The sequence below is a fragment of the Rhodobacter sp. SY28-1 genome (assembly GCF_005222785.1).
Taxonomy (GTDB): Bacteria; Pseudomonadota; Alphaproteobacteria; order Rhodobacterales; family Rhodobacteraceae; genus Tabrizicola.
The window spans coordinates 332,797-353,900 of sequence record NZ_STGH01000001.1 but is presented as its reverse complement, the minus strand read 5'-3'; the positions used below and the strand labels follow the sequence as shown (position 1 = coordinate 353,900).

Sequence of the window (21,104 nt, the reverse complement as noted above, 5' to 3'; positions counted from 1 at the left end):
TTGAATTCACTGCCGCAACCTTTCTATCTCGTCCCGGGGGCGTCAAGGGATTCCCCGGTTCCAGGTCGGGAAACCCAGAGGGTGCGGGGATGATCAAGGTTCAGAACGAAGCCGATTGCTGCACCATTACGCTCGCCCGCCCGGAAAGGGCCAATGCCCTGACCGAGGAGATGCTGGAAAGCCTCGCCCTCGCCGCCTCTGACGCCGCCGCATTCGCCAAGGTCCTGATCCTAACGGGTGAGGGTAAAGTCTTCTCGGCTGGCGCCGACCTTGACGGCATGAAGAACGGCCTCGGCCTCTCTCCTGCCTGGGAAGCTGCCTCAGCCGCGATCGCGGCCTTCCCCGGCCTTTCTATCGCCGCGCTGAACGGCACTCTTGCAGGTGGAGCCATGGGCGCAGCCCTAGCCTGCGACATCCGCATCGCCGTGCCCTCGGCCAATTTCTTCTACCCCGTCATGCGCCTCGGCTACCGCCCGCAGCCCTCGGACCCCGGTCGCCTGGCCGCTCTGGTCGGCCCCTCGCGCGCGAAGATGATCCTGCTGGCGGGTCAAAAGATCGTCGCTGAAACCGCCCTTTCCTGGAGCCTCATCGACCGCATCTGCCCGCCCGATGTCCTTATCGACACCGCCATGTCGCTGGCCGACCATGCGCTCTCGGCCGATCCGGGGCATGTTGCCGCCCTGAAACGTATGACAAACGGGGATACGCCATGACGAACGCCTACGATAAAGGCCGCCTGAACCTGCCTTTCGTCGGCATCTCGACCTTCGGCAAGAACCCTTATGAACCGGACTGGTCGAAGATCGACGCCGACTTTGCCATCCTCGGCGCACCCTTCGATTTCGGCACCCAGTTCCGCGCCGGGGCCCGCTTTGGGCCAAGGGGCATCCGTGAGGCCTCGACCCTCTTTTCCTTCGGCCACGCCGGGGCCTATGACCATGAGGACGACGTGACCTACCTGGAAGGCGTCCGCATCCTGGACATCGGCGATGCCGACATCGTCCACACCGACACCGAAACCTCCCATGCCAACATCGAAACCGGCGTCCGCGCCATCCTTGCTGCCGGGGCGATCCCCGTCGTCCTTGGCGGCGACCACTCCATCAACATCCCCTGCATCCGCGCCTTCGCAGGTCGCCCCCTGCACATCGTCCAGATCGACGCCCACCTCGATTTCGTCGACGTTCGGCACGGAGTCCGCCACGGCCACGGCAACCCGATGCGCCGCGCCGCGGAACAGGACCACGTCAAGGGCATCACCGCCTTGGGCATCCGCAACGTGAGTTCCACCGCCAAGGACGGCTACGACGCTGCCCGCGCGATGGGTGACGACATCCTCTCCGTCCGCCAGATCCGCAAACTGGGGATCGAGGCGACCCTCGCCCGCATCCCGCGCGGGGTGGATTACTACCTGACCATCGACATCGACGGCTTCGACCCCTCCATCGCCCCCGGCACCGGCACCCCCTCGCACGGCGGGTTCTTGTATTACGAGGTGTTGGAACTGATCGACGGCCTGACCAAACAGGGCAACATCATCGGCATCGACCTGGTCGAGGTCGCCCCCGACTACGACCACTCCGGCACCACGACGATCCTCGCCGCGCAGATCCTCCTGAATACCATCGGGCGCATCGCGCACAACTCTAGACGCTAAGACATGGAAAACCTTCAAGTCTGGCTGGATCAGGCGACCGTCACCGCCCTCGGCTGGCTCTCCTCGCCTGCTGCCCTGATGCAGTTCGGTCTCCTCATCGCCGCGTATATACTCGCCACCCTTCTCGCCCGCCGCCTTGAACCGACCGTCGAAAAGGCCCTCACCCCCAAGGCCGAGGCGACGCACCCCATCGCCCGCCTCCGCCGCTTTGCCCTGCAGTTCCTGCCGCTCCTCCTCCCCCTCCTCGCCTACGCCCTGACCGCCGTGGGTGAGGGCCTGACCCGCGCCACCTTCGGGACCGGAGAAGTCATCGCCTTCGGCAAACGCGTCTTCCTCCTCCTCGCGGCGCTCGAACTGGTCCGCAAAGTCCTGCCCCCGGGCTTCCTGAAATTGATGGGTCGCTACGTCCTCCTCCCCGCCATGGCGCTGAACGCGCTGGGCCTGCTGGATGAAGTGACGACCTACCTGGACGCTGCCAAAGTCAACCTCGGCAACATCCAGTTCACCGCCTTGGCCCTGATCCGCGGCCTGATCGCCGGGGCGCTCCTCTTCTGGCTCGGCGGCTGGTCCAACCGTCAGTCAACCGGCTACATCAAGGCGCAGCCCGACCTCCGCCCCGCGACCCGGGAACTCGCCATCAAGGCCAGCGAAGTCGCCATCTTCGGTGCCGCCTTCCTCCTCCTCATGTCGATCATGGGCATCGACCTCACCGCCGTCGCCGTCCTTGGCGGTGCCTTGGGCGTCGGCATCGGCCTCGGCCTGCAACAGATTGCCGCCAACTTCGTCTCCGGTATCATCCTGCTTCTCGAAGGCCAGACCACTGTCGGCGACTACGTCGAACTCGACGGAGGCGAGAAGGGTACCATCGTCAAGATGACCGCCCGCGCATGTATTCTGGAGACCTTCGACGGCAAATGGATCGTCGTCCCGAACGAACATTTCATCACCTCCCGCGTGGTGAACTATTCCGACCAGGGGAGCGCCAACCGCTATGAGGCCCTGTTTTCAGTCTCTTACGAGACTGACATAAATCTCGTGCCCGATATAATCGAGCGCGCCGTAGCGAAACTCCCCTTCGTCCTGCAATCCCCCGACGGCCCGGATTGCGAACTTCGCGGCTTCGGTGAGTCCTCGATAGACTTCGCCGTCGAGTACTGGGTTTCCGGCATCGACGACGGGAAAAACAAATACGGCTCCCCCGTCCTTTTCGCCGTCTGGAACGCATTGAAAGAGGCCGGGATCGACATGCCCTACCCCCACCGCGTCGTCGAACTGCGCAATGCCCCCGCAGCCTGAGGCCCTCGTCATCGGCGCAGGCCCCGCAGGTCTGATGGCCGCCGAGGAACTGGCGAAGGCAGGCATCCAAACCCTGGTGCTTGAGGCAAAGCCCACCGTCGCCCGCAAGTTCCTGATGGCCGGGAAATCCGGCCTGAACGTCACCAAGGATGAAGACTGGGAACTCTTCGTCTCCCGCTACGACGCCCCGCAACTCCTTCACATCCTGAAGGAATTTGGCCCGCAAGAGGTGCAGGACTGGTGCCGCGCCCTCGGCCAGGACGTATATACAGGCTCCTCCGGCCGCGTCTTCCCCGTGGCGATGAAAGCCTCCCCCCTCCTCCGCGCCTGGCTGAACCGCCTGACCGCCCAAGGCGTCGAGCTTCGCACCCGCTGGCGCTGGACCGGCTTTGACGGTGACGCCCTAACCTTCGAAACCCCCACCGGCCCTCAGACGCTGACTCCCAGGCTCACCATCCTCGCCCTCGGCGGAGCCAGCTGGTCGCGCCTCGGCTCCGATGGCGCCTGGGTTCCGTGGCTACGCGCAAAGGGCGTTCAGATCACCAATTGGAAACCCGCCAACATGGGCTTCCGTGTCGACTGGTCGCCTCATATGACCCCATACTTCGGTCAACCCGTGAAAGGCGTCGCCCTGATCGCAGGCCCACACCGCGAACGTGGCGAATTCATCATTTCGACCAAAGGGTTGGAGGGTGGTGGTATCTACAGTATATACAAGTATCTGCGCGATGCATATACACTCACCCTCGACCTCCTCCCCGATCTGACGCAAGAGGAAATCGCCCGGCGCCTCGCCAGGATGAAGCCCGGCGACAGCACAACGAACCGCCTGCGCAAGCTCGGCCTCGACCGCACACAGATCGCCCTGGTGATGGAATTCTCCCGGACCGAGCCCTTCGCCCAGCTCAAGCACCTGTATATACCGCTGAAGGGCCCCCGCCCGCTGGACGAAGCCATCAGCGTCGCCGGAGGCATCGCCTGGGACGCCCTCACCCCCGACCTGGAGCTGAAAGCCCTTCCCAACACTTTCGCATGTGGGGAAATGCTCGACTGGGAGGCCCCGACCGGCGGCTATCTCCTCACCGCCTGCTGGGCCACCGGCCGCCGGGCCGGACAGGCCGCCGCGCGCCGGATTCGTCTCTAACCTTGCGGAAAATGCAGCGCGTCAAACCACGGCAGCACCTGCTCACGCAAGATTTTCACCGCCTGATCCAGACACTCCGGCTGTTCCAGCACGTCGATGAAGGCCAAGGTCCCCGGGTCCTTCACCGGCTGCTCAAAGAACTCCGCCAAAGTCACGTCCTCGCCGCCCGGCCAGTCCGCGTGGTCCGGAACCTCGCCTGACGGGGTTACAAACCGCAGCACGATCCGCACATCCCAGCCATAACGATCCCGCTGCAGATGCACCGCAGACTTCCCCGCCGCCGTCACCCGGCTCCAGGTTGTCTTGGTCAGCACAAACCCCGCAGGCCCAAGCACCCCGTCCAGCGCCGCGACGATCCGCCCCCAGGCCTCCTCCCGCCGCGCCGGAAAGGCCGGGTCATTGGCGGCAAGATGCTGGCGCGCGGAAAGGTCCGGGTCGTCCATTCAGGCCGACAGCCCCCCCGCCAGATCCGGCACGTCCAGCGCGCTGAACCCGTAGTGGCGCAGCCAGCGCAGGTCAGCCTCAAAAAACGCCCGCAGGTCGGGGATGCCGTATTTCAGCATCGCGATCCGGTCGATGCCCATGCCGAAGGCAAAGCCCTGCCATTGGGTCGGGTCCACCCCCGCGGCCTGCAGAACCTTCGGATGCACCATGCCGGAGCCCAGGATCTCCATCCACTTGTCGCCTTCGCCGATCTTCAGCTGGCCACCAACGTTGGAGTACCGAATATCGACCTCCGCCGAAGGCTCCGTGAACGGGAAGTGCGACGCGCGGAACCGCAGCTCCACTTTGTCCACCTCGAAGAAGGCACGGCAGAACTCCTCCAGACACCACTTCAGGTTCGCCATCGAGATGTTGCGATCAATCGCCAGCCCTTCGACCTGGTGGAACATCGGCGTATGCGTCTGGTCCATGTCCATCCGGTAGACCCGACCGGGAGCAATCACCCGGATCGGCGCCCCCTGCGCCATCATCGCCCGGATCTGGACCGGTGACGTATGGGTCCGCAGCACATGCGGCGGGCGGTTGTCGCCCTCGGCGCGCGCCATGAAGAACGTATCGTGCTCCTGCCGCGCGGGGTGTTCCGGCGGGATGTTCAGGGCGTCAAAGTTGTACCAGTCGGATTCCACCTGCGGCCCTTCGGCCACCGAAAAGCCCATGTCGGCAAAGATCGCCGTCAGCTCTTCCATGACCCGGGACACCGGATGCACCGTGCCACGGGGACGAGGCCGTCCCGGCAGCGTCACGTCCAGCCATTCCGTCTTCAGCCGCTCATCCAGCGCGGTATCAGCCAGCGCCACCTTCCGCGCGCGCAAGGCCGCGTCGATCTCGTCCTTCAGCGCGTTCAGGCTCGCCCCCGCGGCCTTCCGCGCCTCGGGGTCCATCTTGCCAAGACCGGCCATCAGCGCCGAGATCTCGCCCTTCTTGCCCAGCGCGCCCACGCGGACCTCTTCCAGCCCGGCCTCATCCGCCGCACCGGCCACCGCCGCCAGATACTTGGCCTTCAGCGTGTCGATCCCGTCCATCGCGCCTCTCCTGCAAACGCCCCTCTGCTAAAGGCGAAGGCCCCGTGATGCAAGATCAGGCTCAGGTCGGCAAGGCCTCGGCGGCGTAAAGCGCTGCATGTTCCCCACTGGGCGGGATCGGCCGGATCATATCGATCAGCACGCCATCGGGTCCCTCGACGATGAAATGCCGCTGTCCGAATGCTTCATCCCGCAAGCCCAGCGCAATCACCGCCCCGTCGGCCTGCAGCCGAGCGTAATGACCATCCACGTCCTCGACCTCGAAGTTCAGCAGCAGCGCACCCGTCCGTCCCCGCCCAACTTCCGGGATCGTCTCGTGGTCCTTCGCCACCAGCCCCAAGTTCACCTTCGGGTCTTCGCTCGATTGCAGATGGATATACCAATCCGCCTGATACAGCGGCCGAAAGCGAAAATGCGCGATGTAGAACGCAGCCGCCCGCGCAACATCCTCTGACAGAAGCACCGGATAGTAGCTCGTCACCTTCATGGATTTCCCTTTCCTGCAAAGTTCGATACACTGTGTACGTAAATAACATACAGGCTGTATGTATGCAAGAAGCCCCGAGACGCTCGCAGAAGGACCGCAGCGACACGATGCGCGCCGCGCTGATCGCCGCGGGCAGGAAACTCTTCATCGACAAGGGCTTCGCTGCCACCGGCACGCCCGAAATCGTCGCCGCCGCCGGGGTTACGCGCGGTGCGCTCTACCACCACTTCGCGGACAAGCAGGAGCTTTTCGCCGCTGTCATCCGGACCGAAGCCGAGGCCATCGCGCAGGCAATCGAATCAAGCGGCTCCCCGGGCCTTTCGCCTGCCGAGGCCTTGATCCAGGGAGGCGAGGCCTTTCTGCTTGCCATGCGCCAGCCGGGCCGGGCTCGGCTGATGTTGGTCGAAGCGCCCGCCGCTCTGTCCCCGGACATCCTTGCCGATATCGACTCCGCCACCGGAGGCAGGACTCTGGAAGACGGACTGCGCGCAGCCGGGGTGCAAGAACCCGCGGCCCTGGCCAAGCTGCTTTCCGCCGCCTACGACCGCGCCGCACTAGCCATCGACCGGGGTGATCCGCCCGAAACTTGGCAGGACGCCCTGCGCAGGCTGGTCACTGGCGTCCTGCCCTAGAAGATCGACCGCCGCCCCCGCACCTCCAGCATCCGGCGTGACCGGCCCACCTGTCCGTTCTGCGCAGTCAGCGCGACCGGAGGCGCCTTCAGCCGCTTCTCGATCACCACCAGCGAGTCATGGAACCGTATTCCGCCGATCTCCCGCGCCAGCGGGTGCAGCGGAAAGCGCTCGTCATCCTCGGTGTACCAGGAATGCATCCGGTCGATCAGGTCCTTGGCGAACTCGATGAAGCTTGCGGGCGCGCGGAATCCGCCGCCAAAGCCGGGCCAGTAGCTCGTGTGCACGTCCTCGACGATATACAGCCCCCGGTCGGCCAGCCGGGGCCAGAGATGGCGGAAACTGGTGATCTGCTGGTGCATCTTGTGCCCGCCATCGTCGACGATCAGGTCAAACGGCCCATGCGCCTGTCCGATGCGCTGCAGGAACGCCGGGTCAGCTTGATCGCCGATCTCGACCACCGTCCCCGGCAAGGCAAGCGCGCAGCAGGCCGGGTCGATGTCGCAGAACACCAGTCGAGACTTCGGCCCGAGAAACCCCTGCCACATCGGCAACGAGCCGCCCTTGTAGATGCCGATCTCCAGGAATCTGATGTCGCGCCCCTGCCAACCGGCCAGAAGCTCGTCGTACAGTTCCAGGTAGTGTTCCATCTTGAACAGCATCCGGTCGCCGGTACGGGCCGGAAAGTCCCGGAAATATCGCGTCGCCACCAGGCTTCTCCTTGCTTGCCTGGGTCCAGTGTCGCGGCTTCCCCGGCCGGGGTCCAGCCTTTGGACTACATGATCGGCGCGTCGCTGGTCTCGAACACCAGCGCCGGAACGGCACCTGTCGGGTCGTCCCCCTTGCGGGTCGCGATCAGCCGCTGCGTCCAGATCGTCTTCTGGTCGGACTGCGCCACCAGCCGCAGCTTCAGATGCGCCCGGTCCTCGCTCCATGCGCCCTCGATCTGCAGATCCAGCCCCTCGGGCACCGGCTCGCCCGCGCCGTCGCGCAGCAGGTACTCGGCCGCCAGCCGCGCGATGGCCCCGGCAAGTTCCTGTGCGATGCCTGCCTCGGTGCCCTCGGGCAGCGACCCAAGCCGCAAGGTGAAGGGCTGGCTGCCGGACCGGGGCCGGGGGGAACCCTCGCCCTGACCATATTTCTGCGCCAGCCGTTCCCGCTCCTCGGCCAGCCAGGCGCAGAAGGCCGCGTCGATGATGTCGATGCCCTCCAGAAACTCCCGGCCATGCGCCAGGGCCACCCGCGCGCCCTCCGGATCCTGGTCCAGATCGGTGACAAAGCCGGTCAGGCTGACGCAGTCGCGGTCGCTTTTCAGATGCACCGCCAAGGGCCCCAGCGTCTTGCGCAATTCGGTCAGCGCCTGACGCAAACTGCCCGAGGCCTGTTCCTGTCCCCGATCGGACCAGAGCCGGGTCTCCAGCCAGCGGCGCGGGCGGCAATGGCCCGGCGTCTGGCACAGAAGGGCAAGGATCGCCCGCGCCTTGGCCCCGCGCGGCGTGAAATCCTGCCCCATGATGTCTTGAACCTGGAACTGTCCCATCAGCCGGATGAACATCGCTGTCGCCTCGCAAATCGCTGCGCTTGTCGTTGTCCGGCACCTTCGGACGGCCAGCGTGAAATCTGCGTCAATCGACGCGGGCAAACGGGGCGCTGCGAAAGAAAATCGTGAAAACGCGTGAAAAGCGTGCCGCCAAACGGGGTGGGAGGGGCTTGATTCGCCAACCAGGGGCCTCCGCCAGCCCAGGGATTCCGGGGTGATTCACCAATTCACGGGGAATTAACGCTCGATTCTCCCCCTTGTTGCGACGGTCCGACAACCGCTGCGGCCAATCCCTGGCCCGACCCGGACGCCCGGAACCCTGCGAAAGGCCACACCATGTCCAGACCCGCGTCTTCCGTCGTTGCCCTGACCACCACGCGTCCCGGTGACGGTCTGGCCCAGCTTCTGAACGGGGGCCTTTTGCCTTGCGGCCCTGCGCCCGCCCCGGGCCCGCTTCGTCCCGGCCTCGATTTTGCCAGCCGGAATGCCCTTGGACTGACCCTTCGCTCCGCCAGCAACGGGATGGATCCTTCGGCTTCGGCGCATGTCGCCCTGGAACACCGGATCGCCGCCGAATTGCGGCTTCCCCATGCGCTGAGCTTCACCTCCGGCGCCGAAGCCATCCGGCACACCCTCGCCACTCTCCTGAGGCCCGAGGATCACGTTCTCGTCGATGCGGCCGCCGGTTCCGCCATGTTCGAGACTGTTTTGGCCGTCCGCGCCACCCTGCACCGCTACCCCTCCGGCTCGCTGGATGCAGTCGAACGTCGCCTGAACCGCCTGTCCCGTCACCCCCGTCGTGGCCGTCTGGTGATCGCCCTTCCTGCCGTCTCCGCGCTTGGCTCCCGCATCTCGGACCTTGCCGGCCTGTCCAGCCTCGCCCGCCAGCACGCTGCGCTGCTGGTCGTGGACGTGTCGCAGGATTTCGGCGCCATGGGCCAGAAAGGGGGTGGAGTGCTGGAGCTTCAAGCCTGCCTCGACCGCGTCGATGTGGTCCTGGGCAGCCTCTCCCGCTGCTTCGGCATCCAGGGCGGCTTTGCCGCCTTCCGCGATCCGGCCCTTTGCCAGGCCGCCGCGCGCGCGCCCCGCCTTGCACCCGCGCAAGCCACCGCCGCCCTCGCTGCCGCCGACATCGTCTTCAGCCCGGATGGCACCAGCCTGCGCCGCAACCTGATGGGCCTCTCGCTCCGCCTGCGCAATCACCTGATGGCCGACGGCGCCCGGGTCACAGGCTCGGCCTCGCCCTTCGTCCCGGTCCTGCTTCCCGCCCTGACCGCGCTGCCCCGCACCGCCCTTCTGGAAAGCGCCGGACCCCGGGTCACGCTTCTGATGCCGCCAACCGTGCCGATGCAGGCCCCGCGCTGGCGGATCGAGCTGAACGCCCGCCACAGCATGGCCGAGATCGACGATCTTGCCGAACTGATGCGCGACGTCGCCCGTGCCTTCGACCGGCAACCCACCCGGGCCAGGGTGCCCGCTTAAGCCTTGATCGAGGCCGTCACATAGTTGCAGCTCAGGTCCCGGTCCGACAGGCTCCACCGCCAGGTCACCGGGTTGAACACCATCCCCTTGCGATCCACCGGCCGCAGACCGGCCTTCCCGATCAGCGCATACAACTCGTCCGGAGTGATGAATTTCGCCCAGTCATGCGTGCCCTTCGGCAGCCAGCGCATCACCCATTCCGCCCCCACGATCGCCATCATGAACGACTTCGGGTTCCGGTTCAGGGTGGAACAGATCATCAGCCCCCCGGGCTTTAACAGCTCCTGACAGGCGGTCAGATAGGCCTGCGGGTCCGCCACATGCTCCACCACTTCCATGTTCAGGACCACGTCGAACCGCTCGCCCGCTTCAGCCAGAGCCTCGGCCGTCGTGTGGCGATAGTCGATCGTCAGCCCCGACTGTTCGGCATGCACCTTCGCGACCGGAATGTTCCGCGCCGCCGCATCCGCGCCCACGACCTCGGCCCCCAGCCGCGCCATGGGTTCGCTCAGCAATCCCCCGCCGCAGCCGATGTCCAGGATCCGCAGCCCCTTGAACGGCAGAGCCCCCGCCAGATCCCGCCCGAACTCGGCGGCAATCTGGGCGCAGATGTAATCCAGCCGGCAGGGGTTCAGCATGTGCAACGGCTTGAACTTGCCGTTCGGGTTCCACCACTCGGCCGCCATCGCCTCGAACTTGGCCACTTCGCTGGGATCAACCGTATCCACCGCCATTGTTCTCTCCTTTGCCCTTCGACTCCGGGCGCATCCACGGCTATATAGGGTGAATATGGATCAGAGATCAGGTCAAAAGCGCGCAGTCGAATACCTTTACCCGCCGATCGATCCCTTCGATCAGCGCGTGATCGACATGGGCGACGGGCACCGGGTCTATGTCGAACAATGCGGCAATCCAAATGGCCTTCCCGTCATCGTCTTTCACGGCGGCCCCGGCGGCGGCTGCTCGCCCGCCATGCGCCGTTACTTCGACCCCCGCGCCTTCCGCACGATCCTGTTCGACCAGCGCGGCTGTGGCCGGTCGCGTCCCCATGCCAGCGTCACCGCCAACACCACCTGGCACCTCGTTCAGGACGTCGAGGTGATCCGCACCTCGCTTGGCATCGACCGCTTCATCGGCTTTGGCGGCAGCTGGGGCGCAACCCTAGCGCTGATCTACGCGATCACCCATCCCGACCGGGTCGCCCACCTTGTCCTCCGCGGCGTGTTCCTGGCCACCAAGGCCGAGCTGGACTGGTTCTACGGCGGCGGGGCAGGGGCCTTCTTCCCCGACCTCTGGTCGCGCTTTGTCGACGTGATCCCGGCAGATGAACGTCATGACCTCATCGCCGCCTACCACCGCCGCCTCTTCTCCGGCAATCTGGTCGAGGAAACCCGCTACGGCAGGATCTGGGCCAACTGGGAAAACGCCCTCGCCTCGATCCAGAACGAAGGGGCGCTGGGAGAAAGCCCCTCGGACTACGCCCGCGCCTTCGCGCGCCTGGAAAACCACTACTTCCAGAACGCGGGCTTCCTGGAATGCGACGGCTGGATCCTGCGTGAACGCCAACGGATCGAACACCTGCCCGCCACCATCATCCAGGGCCGCTACGACATGATCTGCCCACCGCACTCGGCCTGGTCGCTGGCCAAGGGCTGGACGAATTGTGAGTTGAAGATGGTGCCGATGGCCGGACATGCCCTGTCCGAACCCGGAATATCCGAGGCTCTGGTGCGGGTGATGGACAGCCTGCGCCAGCCTTGACCCGCTAACCAGAAGTTATCTCTGGCCTGGATCCGTCCCAAAACCCAGCAGGCGCTCCAGTGCCGTGCGAAGCTCTCTGGTGACAGACCCGCTGACAAAGGGTAACTCCAGAAACCGGAAATCTGGCGGGATGTCCTTGGACTCATAGCCCATCAGGACAACGGTCGCCCCCATGGACTGCAAGACCTCGATCAGATCCGTCTGCGACAGAGCCGCCGGTGAGATGTTCAGAAAGGCGATGTCCACGCGGTTTTTCCGCAGAATGGCGGTCGCCATTTCCACGGTACCTGCGACATGCATCCGGGTTTCCGGCATCTCATCTTCCACCATGGCCAACAGATCCTCCGCCACGATGGCGATGGGTTCCAGGACCAGGCAGGCAAGTTTCATCATTTTTTCCACACGTCATATGGAACGAACTGCCCGCGGACCGCATTAACATGCGTTAAGTTTGTAAAGGTCATTCCCGCCATGATCGACTGCGCCGCCTGCCCCTTGCATAAACGCCCGATGTTCCTGCCCTTCACCCCCGAAGAGATCGTCTTCATGCGCGGGTTCAAGGTCAGCGAAGATACCTTCCAGCCCGGCGACACCCTGCTGCATCAGGGCGAGCGGTCAGACCGGCTGTTCACCGTTCTGGACGGCTTCGCTACCCGGTCCATTCAGTTGGAGGACGGGCGCAGGCAGGTGGTCAACTTCGTCTTTCCGGGGGATTTCCTTGGCCTTCAGGCCGGGATCATGGGCGAAATGCGCCACAGCGTGCAGGCTACCACGCCGATGCGGGTCTGCGTCTTTCAGCGCAGCCGCTTATGGGACCTGTTCCGCGACAAGCCCGACCGGGCCTATGACCTGACCTGGATCGCCGCAGTAGAGGAACATTTCCTGGGTGAAACCATCGCAACTCTTGGCCAGAGGGATGCCACCGAACGCGTCGCCTGGGCGCTGGCTCGGATCTGGCAGCGGCTGTCTGCCCTTGGGCTGGGAACGACGGAAGGTGTCCAGCTCCCCTTCCGCCAGCACGAACTTGCCGATGCGCTGGGCCTGTCCGCCGTTCACACCAGCCGCACCGTCTCAACCCTGCGAGAGATGGGGCTTGTGGCCTGGAAGCGCGGAAAGCTGAACATGCTTGACCCCCAGCGGCTGTTCACGCTCGCCGGTCTGCCGATGGAACGCGAGGAACAGCGCCCGCTGATCTGACCGGGACCTGATCGGGCAACGATTTGAACCCCATCCACCGGGGCGGTAAGCCTAGGCGCGCTTCCCCACCACCGCCACGCCCAGCGCTTCCAGTACCTTGGCCTCGATATGCGCCGCGTCCAGCCCCGCGACCCGGTACATCGCTTCGGGTGAGGCCTGGTCGATGAAGATGTCGGGCAGAACCAGGCTGCGGTATTTCAGCCCCCGGTCGAACACCCCTTCCTCGGCCAGCAACTGAGCCACATGGCTCCCAAAGCCCCCAACCGCGCCTTCCTCGACCGTCACCAGCGCCTCGTGCCCCCGCGCCAGCTGCAGGATCAGCTCCCGGTCCAGCGGCTTGGCAAACCGCGCGTCGGCTACCGTCAACGAAACCCCGCGCCCCGCCAAAGCCTCTGCCGCCTTCAGGCTCTCCGATAGCCGCGTCCCGAAGGACAGGATCGCTACCCGCGACCCCTCTCGCACCAGCCGCCCGCGACCAATCTCCAGCGGCACACCGCGAGAGGGCATCTCCACCCCCACGCCCTCGCCGCGCGGATAGCGGAACGCAATCGGCCCAGCATCATGCGCCGCCGCCGTCGCCACCATATGCACCAGCTCCGCCTCATCCGCCGCAGCCATCACCACCATCCCCGGCAGGTTGGCCATGAACCCCACATCGAACGCCCCCGCATGGGTCGCCCCATCCGCCCCCACCAGCCCCGCCCGGTCGATGGCAAACCGCACCGGCAGCCGCTGAATCGCCACATCGTGCACGACTTGATCGTACCCGCGCTGCAGGAATGTCGAGTAAATCGCGCAGAACGGCTTCATCCCGCCCGCCGCCAGCCCAGCGCTGAAGGTCACCGCATGTTGCTCGGCAATCCCCACATCGAAGCACCGCTTCGGAAACCGCCCGGCAAACAGGTCCAGCCCGGTCCCCTCCGGCATCGCCGCCGTGACGGCCACAATCTTCTCGTCCCGCTCCGCCTCGGCAACCAGCGACTGCGCGAACACCTTGGTATAGGACGGAGCATTCGACGCCGCCTTCACCTGCACCCCGGTCAGCACGTCGAACTTGCCCGTCGCGTGCCCCTTGTCCCGCGCCGCCTCGGCCGGGGCGTACCCCTTCCCCTTCTTCGTCAGCACATGGATCAGCACCGGCCCCGTCGCCCGCGCTTTCACCGTCCGCAACACCGGCAGCAACTGGTCCAGGTCATGCCCGTCGATAGGCCCGACATACTCGAAGCCCAGCGATTCAAACAAAGTCCCGCCCACCGCCATGCCCTTCAGCATGTCCTTCGCCCGCTTCGCCCCCTCTTGCAGCGGCCCGGGTAGCAGCCCGACGAACCCTTTCGCCATCTGCTTCAGGTCCTGCATCGGCTCGGCCGCATACAGCCCACTCAAGTACGAAGACAGCGCCCCCACAGGCGGAGCAATCGACATCTCGTTGTCGTTCAGGATCACGAACAGTCGCTTCTTAAGGTGGCCGGCGTTGTTCATCGCCTCGAAAGCCATGCCCGCCGACATCGCACCGTCGCCAATGACCGCAATTGCATCGCCGGGGTCGCCCCCCAGGTCCGCCGCCATTGCAAAACCCAGCGCCGCGGAGATCGAGGTCGACGAATGCGCCGCCCCGAACGGATCATACGGGCTTTCCGACCGCTTGGTGAACCCGCTCAGGCCGCCCTCCGTCCGCAAGGTGCGGATACGATCCCGCCGCCCGGTCAGGATCTTGTGCGGATAGCACTGGTGGCCCACGTCCCAGATCAGCTTGTCGCGCGGAGTATCAAACACCGCATGGATCGCCACCGTCAGCTCGACGACCCCCAGCCCCGCCCCCAGGTGCCCGCCCGTCTGCGACACCGCCGAAATCGTCTCGGCCCGCAGCTCTCCGGCAAGCTGGTGCAGCTCGCGATCCGAAAGCCCCTTCAGGTCCGAGGGCACGTTCACCCGGTCAAGCAGCGGAGTTGCGGGTCGGTCGTTCATCATGCCTGCCTTTGCGGGGTCAATTGTCCCGCGCGATAACGAAGCGCGCCGCGGCGATCAAGTTGGCCGCTGCATTTCCATACCCGGCCAGCGCCGCCTCGGCCTCCGCCACCAACTCCGCCGCCCGGGCCCGCGCGCCCTCCAGCCCCAGCAGGGAAACGAAGGTCGCCTTCCCCGCTTCGGCATCCTTGTGCAGCCGCTTGCCCGTCTTCGCCTCGTCGCCCGTCACATCAAGAATGTCGTCCGCGATCTGAAAGGCCAGCCCCAGGCTCGCGGCATAGCGCCGCAACGGCCCCCGGTCCGCCCCCGCAATCACTGCCCCCGCCTCGGCCGCGAACCCGATCAGCGCCCCAGTCTTTCCCGCCTGCAGCGCCGTGATCTCGTCCAGCGTCAACGACCGCCCCGCCGTCTCTGCCGCGATGTCCAGCGCCTGACCCAGAACCATCCCGTCAATCCCCGAGGCCTTTGCCAGCCCCGAAACCAACTCCATCCGCACCTCAGCCGACCCAAGCGCCGTATCACACAGCAACTCGAAGGCCAGCGTCTGCAACGCATCCCCCGCCAGCACTGCCGTCGCCTCGTCCCACTTCTTGTGCACCGTCGGCTGCCCCCGCCGCAGGTCATCGTCGTCCATGCAGGGCAGATCATCGTGCACGAGGGAATAGGCATGCAGCGCCTCGATCGCCGCTGCCGCGCTCACCGCCCGGTCCTCGGCAACCCCCAGCATCCGCGCGCCTTCCAGCACCAGGAACCCGCGCAACCGCTTGCCCCCGCGCACCGCGTAACGCATCGCGTCCGTCACCGGCTGGTCCGCGCGCCCCTCCAGCGCAAGCAAAAGCCGGGCCTCACACAGCCCCGCATCCGCAGCCAACCGTTCCTGAAACGTCACATCCCCTCCGCCGGAGTCGTGCCCACCGCCCGGCCTTCCTGTGCCCGGATCAGCTCCACCTTCTCCTCGGCGTCCTTGAGCTTGTCGGCGCAATGCTTCTTTAGCAATGCCCCGCGCTCATACAGCGCAATCGACTGCTCCAGCGGCACCTCGCCCCGTTCCAAAGCCCCAACCACCTGCTCAAGGGCGGCCATCGCCTCCTCAAAACTCATCGCATCAACCGGCTTGTCGCTCATCGGCCCCGCTCCTCCAGCACACCCACATGCGCGGCCACGGACGCCGCCAGCGCCTCCAGATCATAGCCACCCTCCAGCGACGATACCACCCGCCCCCTGGCGAAATCGCACAGGCGATCCGTCAGCCAACGATAATCCTCTGCCTGCCATTCGAGCCCCGCCAATGGATCGTCAGCATGGGCATCGAACCCGGCAGATATGAGCAGAAACTCAGGTTCCCACGCCAGCAACGCCGGGAACACGACGCCCTCATAGACCTCCCGCATCGCGCGCCCACCTGAACCAGACCGCAAAGGCACATTCACGATCTGCCCATGCGCCCCCCGTTCCTCTGGCCGACCCGAGCCCGGATACAGCGGCATCTGGTGGCTGGAGACGAACAGACAACGCCCCTCGTCCCACAGCAAATCCTGCGTCCCATTCCCGTGATGCACGTCGAAATCCACCACGGCGACACGCTTCAACCCATGATGATCCAGCGCCCGCTTTGCCCCGATGGCGACCGTCCCGAACAGGCAGAACCCCATCGCCGTCTCGCGTTCCGCGTGATGCCCTGGAGGCCGCCCCGCCACGAATGCGGTCCTGGCCTCACCCGACACCACCGCATCCACCGCCGCGCAAATCCCCCCGACCGCCCGCATCGCTGCCTGATACGACCCCGGGGACAGGAACGTATCCCCATCCAGCTGCGCCCAACCCGCATCGGGTACCGCCGCCTTCACCCGCGCCAGATACCCCGCCGGATGACAGCGCAACACCTCCGCCTCATCCCCCAGCGGACACTCCCGCCGCTCGACCGGCATCCCGGCAAGCCCCCGCTCCACGGCGCCCAATCGATCCACCCGCTCCGGATGCCCCGGCGGGGTCACATGACGCGCGCAGTCGGCGTGCGCAAATACAAGACAGGTCATCTGAGTTCTCCTCGCAACCATCCTGGTCGTTTGTGGCGAGCATTCAAGATCAAGACTCTTCAATTGCTTGATGCAGATCAACGACAACGTCTGCACATATTCATAGTATACTAGTTGTCAGCATGGCTGACCGGGAGTTTCCCGAATCACTCATTGGGAGAGAGAAGATGTCGGATCGCAAGAATGCTGGTATCGGGCGGTTTGCCCTAGGTGTTGCGGCAGTAGCCCTTCTGGGGTCGGTTGCGCTGATTGCGCCCGATGGGATCGGCGGCTTCTCCTCGGCGGTCTTCGCACAAGACGAAGAGGGCGGTGGCAAGGGCAGCCAGGGCGATGGCGGTCAGGGCAACAAGGGCGATGGCCAAAAAGGACAGGACAACGCCGGTCAGGGGGAGGGCCATGGAGGCCCGGGTGAGGATTCCGACGGCAAGGGTCCGCAGGCCGGTGGTCCGACTGACACCGGTGGCGGAAAGCCGGTCTGGGCACAGGAAGGCATTCCTGAAGTCGAGTTGGGCCGCCTGAGCGTCGCCCGTTCTCCGGATCAGGTGCTGGACCGTGCCTTGGCAGAGGCCATCGCGTCCCTCACACCAGAAATGATCGAGTACTACAACATGTCTTTGGATGAGGTGATTGCAGAGTTGTCTCTCAACTTTGACAACGTGGCTTTCATCGACTCGCCGCTTCAGAACCTTGCCCTGTTGGGTGACTTGCTGGAGGGCGGTACGGCTCTGAGCGACGCAGGCGTCACCACCAGCGATACGCTGCTGGCCGCGATGCTTCTTGGTGCTGCCTCTGACAAGACGATCTCGATCTCGGTCGACACGGTCATCGCCGTGACCACGATCCTTGGGACTCCTGTCACCGGGACGGCCGCGGCTGAACTCGCCAATCTCGCTGAGGCAATTCGGGTTGCCATTCTGGCCGGTCACGGTTGAGCGCCCGGAAACGCAAAGACTAGAGCCCTGTCTCCGGCTGCATTGAGTGGCCGGAGATTCCCTTGGGGAACGGCCCTGCGGGACAGCAATTCTGAAAAGGCAGAGTCGAAATGACGTTAAGCAAGAGTGACGGTCTGAAGATGCGGAGTCTTCTCGCATCGGGATTTCTCGGGATCGCGGTCGTGGCGCTGGTCCCGGCATCGACCTTCCAGGGCGTAGCTTGGGCCCAGGAAGACGGGGGGCATGATGATGGCGGTGGTCATGACGACGGCGGCGGTCGTGACGGCGGCGGCAAGGGGGGTGGAGAAGGGGGCGGCAAGCGTGGCAAACCGAACCCGCCGGAAGAACCACGGGTGCTGATTACGGAGGGTGACAAGACTGCCGAACGTACCAGTCGCAGACGCGCGGACACGGCAAAATACATCCGCCTCGAACTTGGGACGGCACGAACCAGCGCAGGAGATGCGAACTGGCTTCCGCCGGGTTACCCGTCAGACCCACAGGTTTTCTTCGACTTGGGTCTGGACGCGTCGGCAATGGCCGCTTTCGGCGTCGGACACGACTATGGAAACGGTTGGCGGGCCGAGATATCGCTCAACCTGTTTGGCACGTCGGATTTCGAAGGGCCATGGAGCTTTACGGTTCCCGACACCGCAGGGCCCCATGCTGATGTGTCCGGTTCGATCCGATCCGTAGCTCTTATGGCAAGTGGCTACCGTGACTTCGATTCGGTCGGGGCAGTGACCCCCTTCCTGACCGCAGGCTTGGGCATCGCTCATAACAGCATGGACGAGTGGACCCGGATCAATCCGGATGCGGGCCGGACCCGTCGCAGCTTCGAGGGTGGCAGCAATACCTCGCTTGCCTGGTTGATCGGTGCCGGTCTGTCCTGGGACGTGGGTCCTGTGCTCGGTTCGGCCCCGGCAAAGCTGGACCTGACCTGGCGGTACTTCGACCTGGGTTCAGTACGCGGCGGGACCGAGCCGCTTCCAGGAAGCGGTGTTGGCGGCAATCCGGTCGAAGCGCTGAATTTCGATGTGACTGATCACGTCATCACTGTGGGCCTGCGGATTCCATTCTGATGCCTCGCACACGGACGGGGGGCGCTCATCCCCCAGTCAATCCGGCTGCAGCATATAGCCCTCGCCCCGCACCGTCTGCAGATAGCGCGGCACTTTGGGGTCCTCCTCGATCTTCCGCCGCAGCCGAGTGATCTGCACGTCCACCGCCCGCTCCTGCGCCGCGTCCTCGCTCTGGTCGGCCACCAGCTTCTCCCGGCTCAGCGGCACCCCCGGCTGCGCCGCGAAGATCCGCATCAGCGCCGCCTCGGTTGCGGTCAGCCGCACCGGCACCTCGCCCCGCCACATCTCGCCCCGGTCCAGATCGTATCTCACCGCCCCCATGTGCAGGAACTGCCGCACCGGCTCCGCCGCCTTCGCCACCGGCACCCGCCGCAGGATCGCGTTGATCCGCAACAGCAGCTCCTTCGGCTCGAACGGCTTGACCAGATAGTCATCCGCCCCCGCCTCCAACCCCTCGATCCGGTTCGCCGCCTCGCCCCGCGCAGTCAGCAAAAGGATCGGAGTCGCCATCTTCTTCCGCAGCTCACGCGTCAACGTCACCCCATCTTCGCCGGGCATCATCACATCCAGGACGATCAGGTCGAATTCCAGTCCGCTCAGGATCCGCCGAGCCTGGGCTGCATCGCGCGCGACGGAAACCAGAAACCCGTTCCGCACCAGGAACTTCTGCAGCAATCCCCGGATACGCTCGTCATCGTCGACGATCAGCAGATGCGCGTCCGGAACCATCAGCCGCCCTCCTTCAGGCGGTTGTACTGACGCCGCATCTCCGGGTCCATCATCGCCTCCAGCACCTGCCGAAAGCCCGCCACCGCCTGCGGCCCCGCCGCGCGATACGCCGCCCGCATCCGCGCCCGTTGCGCGTCCGAGAGTTCCCGTTCCAGCATCTGTCCCTTGTCCGTCAAATGCAGATGCCGTTCCCGCGCATCCACCTTGCCCTTTTCACTGCGAACAAGGCCATCCTCGATCAAAGTGCGCAACACACGATTCAACGACTGCTTTGTAACACCAAGGATCGACAGGAGGTTACTGACAGTCGTCCCCGGGCTGCGATGGATGAAGTGGATCGCCCGGTGATGCGCCCGGCCATAATCCTTCCCCTCAAGGATCCGGTCCGGGTCCGCCGTAAAGCCGCGATAGGCGAAGAACATCGCCTCGATGCCCTTCCGCAGCTGCTCGTCCGTCAGGTACAGCAGGTTCTCCCCGCCCGGTGTCTCGGCCATGACCCTCTCCACATTCGCCACGAATTTACGTCAGCCTTGTTGACTTTCCAAGCACGAACCCGTAACTCCTGTCCGATTTCGCGCAAGAATCTGTCCGAAGCGGACCTTTCAGGCGCAACATTCGAAAAGCTGGAGGCGGAAATGACAGGCTACGACGATCGCGACGGGTTCATCTGGATGGATGGCAAGCTGGTGGAATGGCGTTCCGCGAACGTCCACATCCTGACCCACGCGCTCCACTACGCCTCTGCCGTCTTCGAAGGCGAACGCTGCTACAACGGCAAGATATTCAAGGGCCACGAACATTCCGTCCGTCTGCTGAAATCGGGTGAGCTTCTCGACATGCCGATCCCCTACACCGCCGAAGAAATCGACGCGGCGAAAGAAGCGACGCTCAAGGCCAACGGTCTGACCGACGCCTATATCCGTGCCATCGCCTGGCGTGGAGCGGGGCCGGACATGGGTGTCGCATCGCTGCAGAACCCGGTCAAGCTGGCTGTCGCCTGCTGGACCTGGGGCAGCTATTACGGTGACGCCAAGTTCAAGGGCGCCAAGCTCGACATCGCGAAGTGGAAGCGCCCCAGCCCGGAGACCATCCCGTCCGAGGCCAAGGCCGCCGGCCTCTACATGATCTGCACCATGTCCAAGCACGCCGCCCAGGCCAAGGGCTGCTCGGACGCGATGATGTTCGACTACCGCGGCTATGTGGCCGAGGCGACCGGCGCCAACATCTTCTTCGTCAAGGACGGAGAGGTTCACACCCCCAAGGCCGACTGCTTCCTGAATGGCCTGACCCGGCAGACAGTCATCGGCATGCTGAAAGACATGCAGATCAAGGTCCACGAACGCCACATCATGCCCGAGGAGCTGGAAGGCTTTGAGCAGTGCTGGCTCACCGGCACCGCGGCTGAAGTCACCCCCGTGGGCCAGATCGGCGACTACAATTTTGAGGTGGGCGACCTGACCAGGCGCGTCGCCACGGAATACGAACGGCTCGTGCGCGCCTGAACCCCGCGGACCCTGTCCCCGGCACCATGCCGGGGCAAGGCTCCCGCATCTGCGGCTCTGGACGGGCGCTACTGTTCACGGAATCGGGATTGTCCCCGAAAAGGCAGACAATTGCCTTGATGCGTTCATTTTGTCG

General features: G+C 64.9%; 24 protein-coding genes. 11 read left to right on the top strand and 13 right to left on the bottom strand.

Going from position 1 to position 21,104, the window contains the following annotated elements:
• The first annotated feature begins 89 nt into the window (after window positions 1–89).
• Genes E8M84_RS01755 through E8M84_RS01740 form a run of 4 tightly spaced genes read left to right on the top strand, consistent with a single transcriptional unit; the run spans window position 90 to window position 4,097 of the window.
• A complete protein-coding gene (locus E8M84_RS01755) occupies window positions 90–713 on the top strand; it encodes an enoyl-CoA hydratase/isomerase family protein (RefSeq protein ID WP_137109455.1) in 624 nt (207 codons plus the stop codon).
• The gene (gene speB / locus E8M84_RS01750; protein ID WP_137109454.1) at window positions 710–1,657 is read left to right on the top strand and encodes an agmatinase; all 948 of its coding nucleotides are present in this window, start codon (window positions 710–712) and stop codon (window positions 1,655–1,657) included. The genes E8M84_RS01755 and speB overlap by 4 nt, the downstream gene beginning before the upstream one ends.
• 3 nt (window positions 1,658–1,660) lie before the next feature.
• A complete protein-coding gene (locus E8M84_RS01745; protein WP_137109453.1) occupies window positions 1,661–2,953 on the top strand; it encodes a mechanosensitive ion channel family protein in 1,293 nt (430 codons plus the stop codon).
• The gene (locus E8M84_RS01740; RefSeq protein WP_137109452.1) at window positions 2,937–4,097 is read left to right on the top strand and encodes a TIGR03862 family flavoprotein; all 1,161 of its coding nucleotides are present in this window, start codon (window positions 2,937–2,939) and stop codon (window positions 4,095–4,097) included. The genes E8M84_RS01745 and E8M84_RS01740 overlap by 17 nt, the downstream gene beginning before the upstream one ends.
• On the opposite strand, the gene E8M84_RS01735 is transcribed toward E8M84_RS01740, so the two are convergent.
• The 3 genes from E8M84_RS01735 to E8M84_RS01725 form a co-directional block, all read right to left on the bottom strand.
• The gene (locus tag E8M84_RS01735; protein WP_137109451.1) at window positions 4,094–4,540 is read right to left on the bottom strand and encodes a hypothetical protein; all 447 of its coding nucleotides are present in this window, start codon (window positions 4,538–4,540) and stop codon (window positions 4,094–4,096) included. The two genes, E8M84_RS01740 and E8M84_RS01735, sit on opposite strands and share 4 nt — an antisense overlap.
• Window positions 4,541–5,623: a phenylalanine--tRNA ligase subunit alpha gene (pheS, locus tag E8M84_RS01730; protein ID WP_137109450.1), complete on the bottom strand. Its 1,083-nt coding sequence runs from the start codon at window positions 5,621–5,623 to the stop codon at window positions 4,541–4,543. It abuts the gene before it with no gap.
• Between the two features lie 61 nt (window positions 5,624–5,684).
• Window positions 5,685–6,110, bottom strand: a complete 426-nt coding sequence (locus tag E8M84_RS01725) for a VOC family protein (protein ID WP_137109449.1) — start codon at window positions 6,108–6,110, stop codon at window positions 5,685–5,687.
• Window positions 6,111–6,172: 62 nt separating this feature from the next.
• Between E8M84_RS01725 and E8M84_RS01720 the strand changes: the two genes are divergently transcribed.
• Entirely contained in the window at window positions 6,173–6,742 is a 570-nt protein-coding gene (locus tag E8M84_RS01720) for a TetR/AcrR family transcriptional regulator (protein ID WP_137109448.1), read from the top strand.
• Here E8M84_RS01720 and E8M84_RS01715 read toward each other — a convergent pair.
• Together E8M84_RS01715 and E8M84_RS01710 are read right to left on the bottom strand one after the other, a co-directional pair.
• The gene (locus E8M84_RS01715; RefSeq protein WP_137109447.1) at window positions 6,739–7,452 is read right to left on the bottom strand and encodes a class I SAM-dependent methyltransferase; all 714 of its coding nucleotides are present in this window, start codon (window positions 7,450–7,452) and stop codon (window positions 6,739–6,741) included. The genes E8M84_RS01720 and E8M84_RS01715 overlap by 4 nt on opposite strands.
• Window positions 7,453–7,517: 65 nt before the next feature.
• Complete coding sequence (locus tag E8M84_RS01710; protein WP_137109446.1) at window positions 7,518–8,297, bottom strand: hypothetical protein; 780 nt, start codon at window positions 8,295–8,297, stop codon at window positions 7,518–7,520.
• 321 nt (window positions 8,298–8,618) lie between these two features.
• Here E8M84_RS01710 and E8M84_RS01705 point away from each other — a divergent pair, with 321 nt between their 5' ends.
• Complete coding sequence (locus tag E8M84_RS01705) at window positions 8,619–9,764, top strand: aminotransferase class I/II-fold pyridoxal phosphate-dependent enzyme (protein WP_137109445.1); 1,146 nt, start codon at window positions 8,619–8,621, stop codon at window positions 9,762–9,764.
• Here the strand turns inward: E8M84_RS01705 and ubiG are convergent.
• Complete coding sequence (ubiG, locus tag E8M84_RS01700; RefSeq protein ID WP_137109444.1) at window positions 9,761–10,498, bottom strand: bifunctional 2-polyprenyl-6-hydroxyphenol methylase/3-demethylubiquinol 3-O-methyltransferase UbiG; 738 nt, start codon at window positions 10,496–10,498, stop codon at window positions 9,761–9,763. The genes E8M84_RS01705 and ubiG overlap by 4 nt on opposite strands.
• A 55-nt stretch (window positions 10,499–10,553) precedes the next feature.
• Here ubiG and pip point away from each other — a divergent pair, with 55 nt between their 5' ends.
• On the top strand, window positions 10,554–11,525 hold the full coding sequence (gene pip, locus E8M84_RS01695; RefSeq protein ID WP_137109443.1) for a prolyl aminopeptidase: 972 nt from the start codon (window positions 10,554–10,556) through the stop codon (window positions 11,523–11,525).
• A gap of 15 nt (window positions 11,526–11,540) precedes the next feature.
• On the opposite strand, the gene E8M84_RS01690 is transcribed toward pip, so the two are convergent.
• Complete coding sequence (locus E8M84_RS01690) at window positions 11,541–11,915, bottom strand: hypothetical protein (protein ID WP_137109442.1); 375 nt, start codon at window positions 11,913–11,915, stop codon at window positions 11,541–11,543.
• A gap of 81 nt (window positions 11,916–11,996) precedes the next feature.
• On the opposite strand from E8M84_RS01690, the gene E8M84_RS01685 reads away from it, so the two are divergent.
• Entirely contained in the window at window positions 11,997–12,722 is a 726-nt protein-coding gene (locus E8M84_RS01685; RefSeq protein ID WP_240790261.1) for a Crp/Fnr family transcriptional regulator, read from the top strand.
• A 51-nt stretch (window positions 12,723–12,773) separates the two neighbouring features.
• Here the strand turns inward: E8M84_RS01685 and dxs are convergent, their stop codons facing one another.
• Genes dxs through E8M84_RS01665 form a run of 4 tightly spaced genes read right to left on the bottom strand, consistent with a single transcriptional unit; the run spans window position 12,774 to window position 16,723 of the window.
• Window positions 12,774–14,687, bottom strand: coding sequence for a 1-deoxy-D-xylulose-5-phosphate synthase (dxs, locus tag E8M84_RS01680; RefSeq protein ID WP_137110795.1), 1,914 nt, complete (start codon window positions 14,685–14,687; stop codon window positions 12,774–12,776).
• Window positions 14,688–14,706: 19 nt separating this feature from the next.
• Window positions 14,707–15,576, bottom strand: a complete 870-nt coding sequence (locus tag E8M84_RS01675) for a polyprenyl synthetase family protein (RefSeq protein ID WP_240790260.1) — start codon at window positions 15,574–15,576, stop codon at window positions 14,707–14,709.
• A complete protein-coding gene (locus E8M84_RS01670) occupies window positions 15,573–15,812 on the bottom strand; it encodes an exodeoxyribonuclease VII small subunit (protein WP_137109441.1) in 240 nt (79 codons plus the stop codon). Before E8M84_RS01670 ends, E8M84_RS01675 begins: the two co-directional genes overlap by 4 nt.
• Window positions 15,809–16,723, bottom strand: coding sequence for a histone deacetylase family protein (locus tag E8M84_RS01665; protein ID WP_137109440.1), 915 nt, complete (start codon window positions 16,721–16,723; stop codon window positions 15,809–15,811). Before E8M84_RS01665 ends, E8M84_RS01670 begins: the two co-directional genes overlap by 4 nt.
• A gap of 122 nt (window positions 16,724–16,845) precedes the next feature.
• Between E8M84_RS01665 and E8M84_RS21370 the strand changes: the two genes are divergently transcribed.
• Entirely contained in the window at window positions 16,846–17,655 is an 810-nt protein-coding gene (locus E8M84_RS21370; protein WP_170971820.1) for a hypothetical protein, read from the top strand.
• A 110-nt stretch (window positions 17,656–17,765) separates the two neighbouring features.
• On the top strand, window positions 17,766–18,737 hold the full coding sequence (locus tag E8M84_RS01655; protein ID WP_137109438.1) for an outer membrane protein: 972 nt from the start codon (window positions 17,766–17,768) through the stop codon (window positions 18,735–18,737).
• A gap of 36 nt (window positions 18,738–18,773) precedes the next feature.
• Here the strand turns inward: E8M84_RS01655 and E8M84_RS01650 are convergent, their stop codons facing one another.
• Both E8M84_RS01650 and E8M84_RS01645 read right to left on the bottom strand, forming a co-directional pair.
• On the bottom strand, window positions 18,774–19,469 hold the full coding sequence (locus tag E8M84_RS01650; RefSeq protein ID WP_137109437.1) for a response regulator: 696 nt from the start codon (window positions 19,467–19,469) through the stop codon (window positions 18,774–18,776).
• Window positions 19,466–19,960, bottom strand: a complete 495-nt coding sequence (locus E8M84_RS01645; protein ID WP_137109436.1) for a MarR family winged helix-turn-helix transcriptional regulator — start codon at window positions 19,958–19,960, stop codon at window positions 19,466–19,468. The genes E8M84_RS01650 and E8M84_RS01645 overlap by 4 nt, the downstream gene beginning before the upstream one ends.
• A gap of 141 nt (window positions 19,961–20,101) precedes the next feature.
• Between E8M84_RS01645 and E8M84_RS01640 the strand changes: the two genes are divergently transcribed.
• Window positions 20,102–20,968 (top strand): branched-chain amino acid aminotransferase, encoded by an 867-nt coding sequence (locus E8M84_RS01640; protein ID WP_137109435.1) that lies wholly within the window; start codon window positions 20,102–20,104, stop codon window positions 20,966–20,968.
• Window positions 20,969–21,104 lie beyond the last annotated feature (136 nt).

Excerpts from the sequence above, each read along its gene's own strand:
- E8M84_RS01755 (WP_137109455.1), top strand. The coding sequence starts at position 90 with ATGATCAAGGTTCAGAACGAAGCCGATTGCTGCACCATTACGCTCGCC.
- speB (WP_137109454.1), top strand. The coding sequence starts at position 710 with ATGACGAACGCCTACGATAAAGGCCGCCTGAACCTGCCTTTCGTCGGC.
- E8M84_RS01745 (WP_137109453.1), top strand. The coding sequence starts at position 1,661 with ATGGAAAACCTTCAAGTCTGGCTGGATCAGGCGACCGTCACCGCCCTC.
- E8M84_RS01740 (WP_137109452.1), top strand. The coding sequence starts at position 2,937 with ATGCCCCCGCAGCCTGAGGCCCTCGTCATCGGCGCAGGCCCCGCAGGT.
- E8M84_RS01735 (WP_137109451.1), bottom strand. The coding sequence starts at position 4,540 with ATGGACGACCCGGACCTTTCCGCGCGCCAGCATCTTGCCGCCAATGAC.
- pheS (WP_137109450.1), bottom strand. The coding sequence starts at position 5,623 with ATGGACGGGATCGACACGCTGAAGGCCAAGTATCTGGCGGCGGTGGCC.
- E8M84_RS01725 (WP_137109449.1), bottom strand. The coding sequence starts at position 6,110 with ATGAAGGTGACGAGCTACTATCCGGTGCTTCTGTCAGAGGATGTTGCG.
- E8M84_RS01720 (WP_137109448.1), top strand. The coding sequence starts at position 6,173 with ATGCAAGAAGCCCCGAGACGCTCGCAGAAGGACCGCAGCGACACGATG.
- E8M84_RS01710 (WP_137109446.1), bottom strand. The coding sequence starts at position 8,297 with ATGTTCATCCGGCTGATGGGACAGTTCCAGGTTCAAGACATCATGGGG.
- E8M84_RS01705 (WP_137109445.1), top strand. The coding sequence starts at position 8,619 with ATGTCCAGACCCGCGTCTTCCGTCGTTGCCCTGACCACCACGCGTCCC.
- ubiG (WP_137109444.1), bottom strand. The coding sequence starts at position 10,498 with ATGGCGGTGGATACGGTTGATCCCAGCGAAGTGGCCAAGTTCGAGGCG.
- pip (WP_137109443.1), top strand. The coding sequence starts at position 10,554 with ATGGATCAGAGATCAGGTCAAAAGCGCGCAGTCGAATACCTTTACCCG.
- E8M84_RS01690 (WP_137109442.1), bottom strand. The coding sequence starts at position 11,915 with ATGAAACTTGCCTGCCTGGTCCTGGAACCCATCGCCATCGTGGCGGAG.
- E8M84_RS01685 (WP_240790261.1), top strand. The coding sequence starts at position 11,997 with ATGATCGACTGCGCCGCCTGCCCCTTGCATAAACGCCCGATGTTCCTG.
- dxs (WP_137110795.1), bottom strand. The coding sequence starts at position 14,687 with ATGAACGACCGACCCGCAACTCCGCTGCTTGACCGGGTGAACGTGCCC.
- E8M84_RS01670 (WP_137109441.1), bottom strand. The coding sequence starts at position 15,812 with ATGAGCGACAAGCCGGTTGATGCGATGAGTTTTGAGGAGGCGATGGCC.
- E8M84_RS01665 (WP_137109440.1), bottom strand. The coding sequence starts at position 16,723 with ATGACCTGTCTTGTATTTGCGCACGCCGACTGCGCGCGTCATGTGACC.
- E8M84_RS21370 (WP_170971820.1), top strand. The coding sequence starts at position 16,846 with ATGGCTGACCGGGAGTTTCCCGAATCACTCATTGGGAGAGAGAAGATG.
- E8M84_RS01655 (WP_137109438.1), top strand. The coding sequence starts at position 17,766 with ATGACGTTAAGCAAGAGTGACGGTCTGAAGATGCGGAGTCTTCTCGCA.
- E8M84_RS01645 (WP_137109436.1), bottom strand. The coding sequence starts at position 19,960 with ATGGCCGAGACACCGGGCGGGGAGAACCTGCTGTACCTGACGGACGAG.
- E8M84_RS01640 (WP_137109435.1), top strand. The coding sequence starts at position 20,102 with ATGACAGGCTACGACGATCGCGACGGGTTCATCTGGATGGATGGCAAG.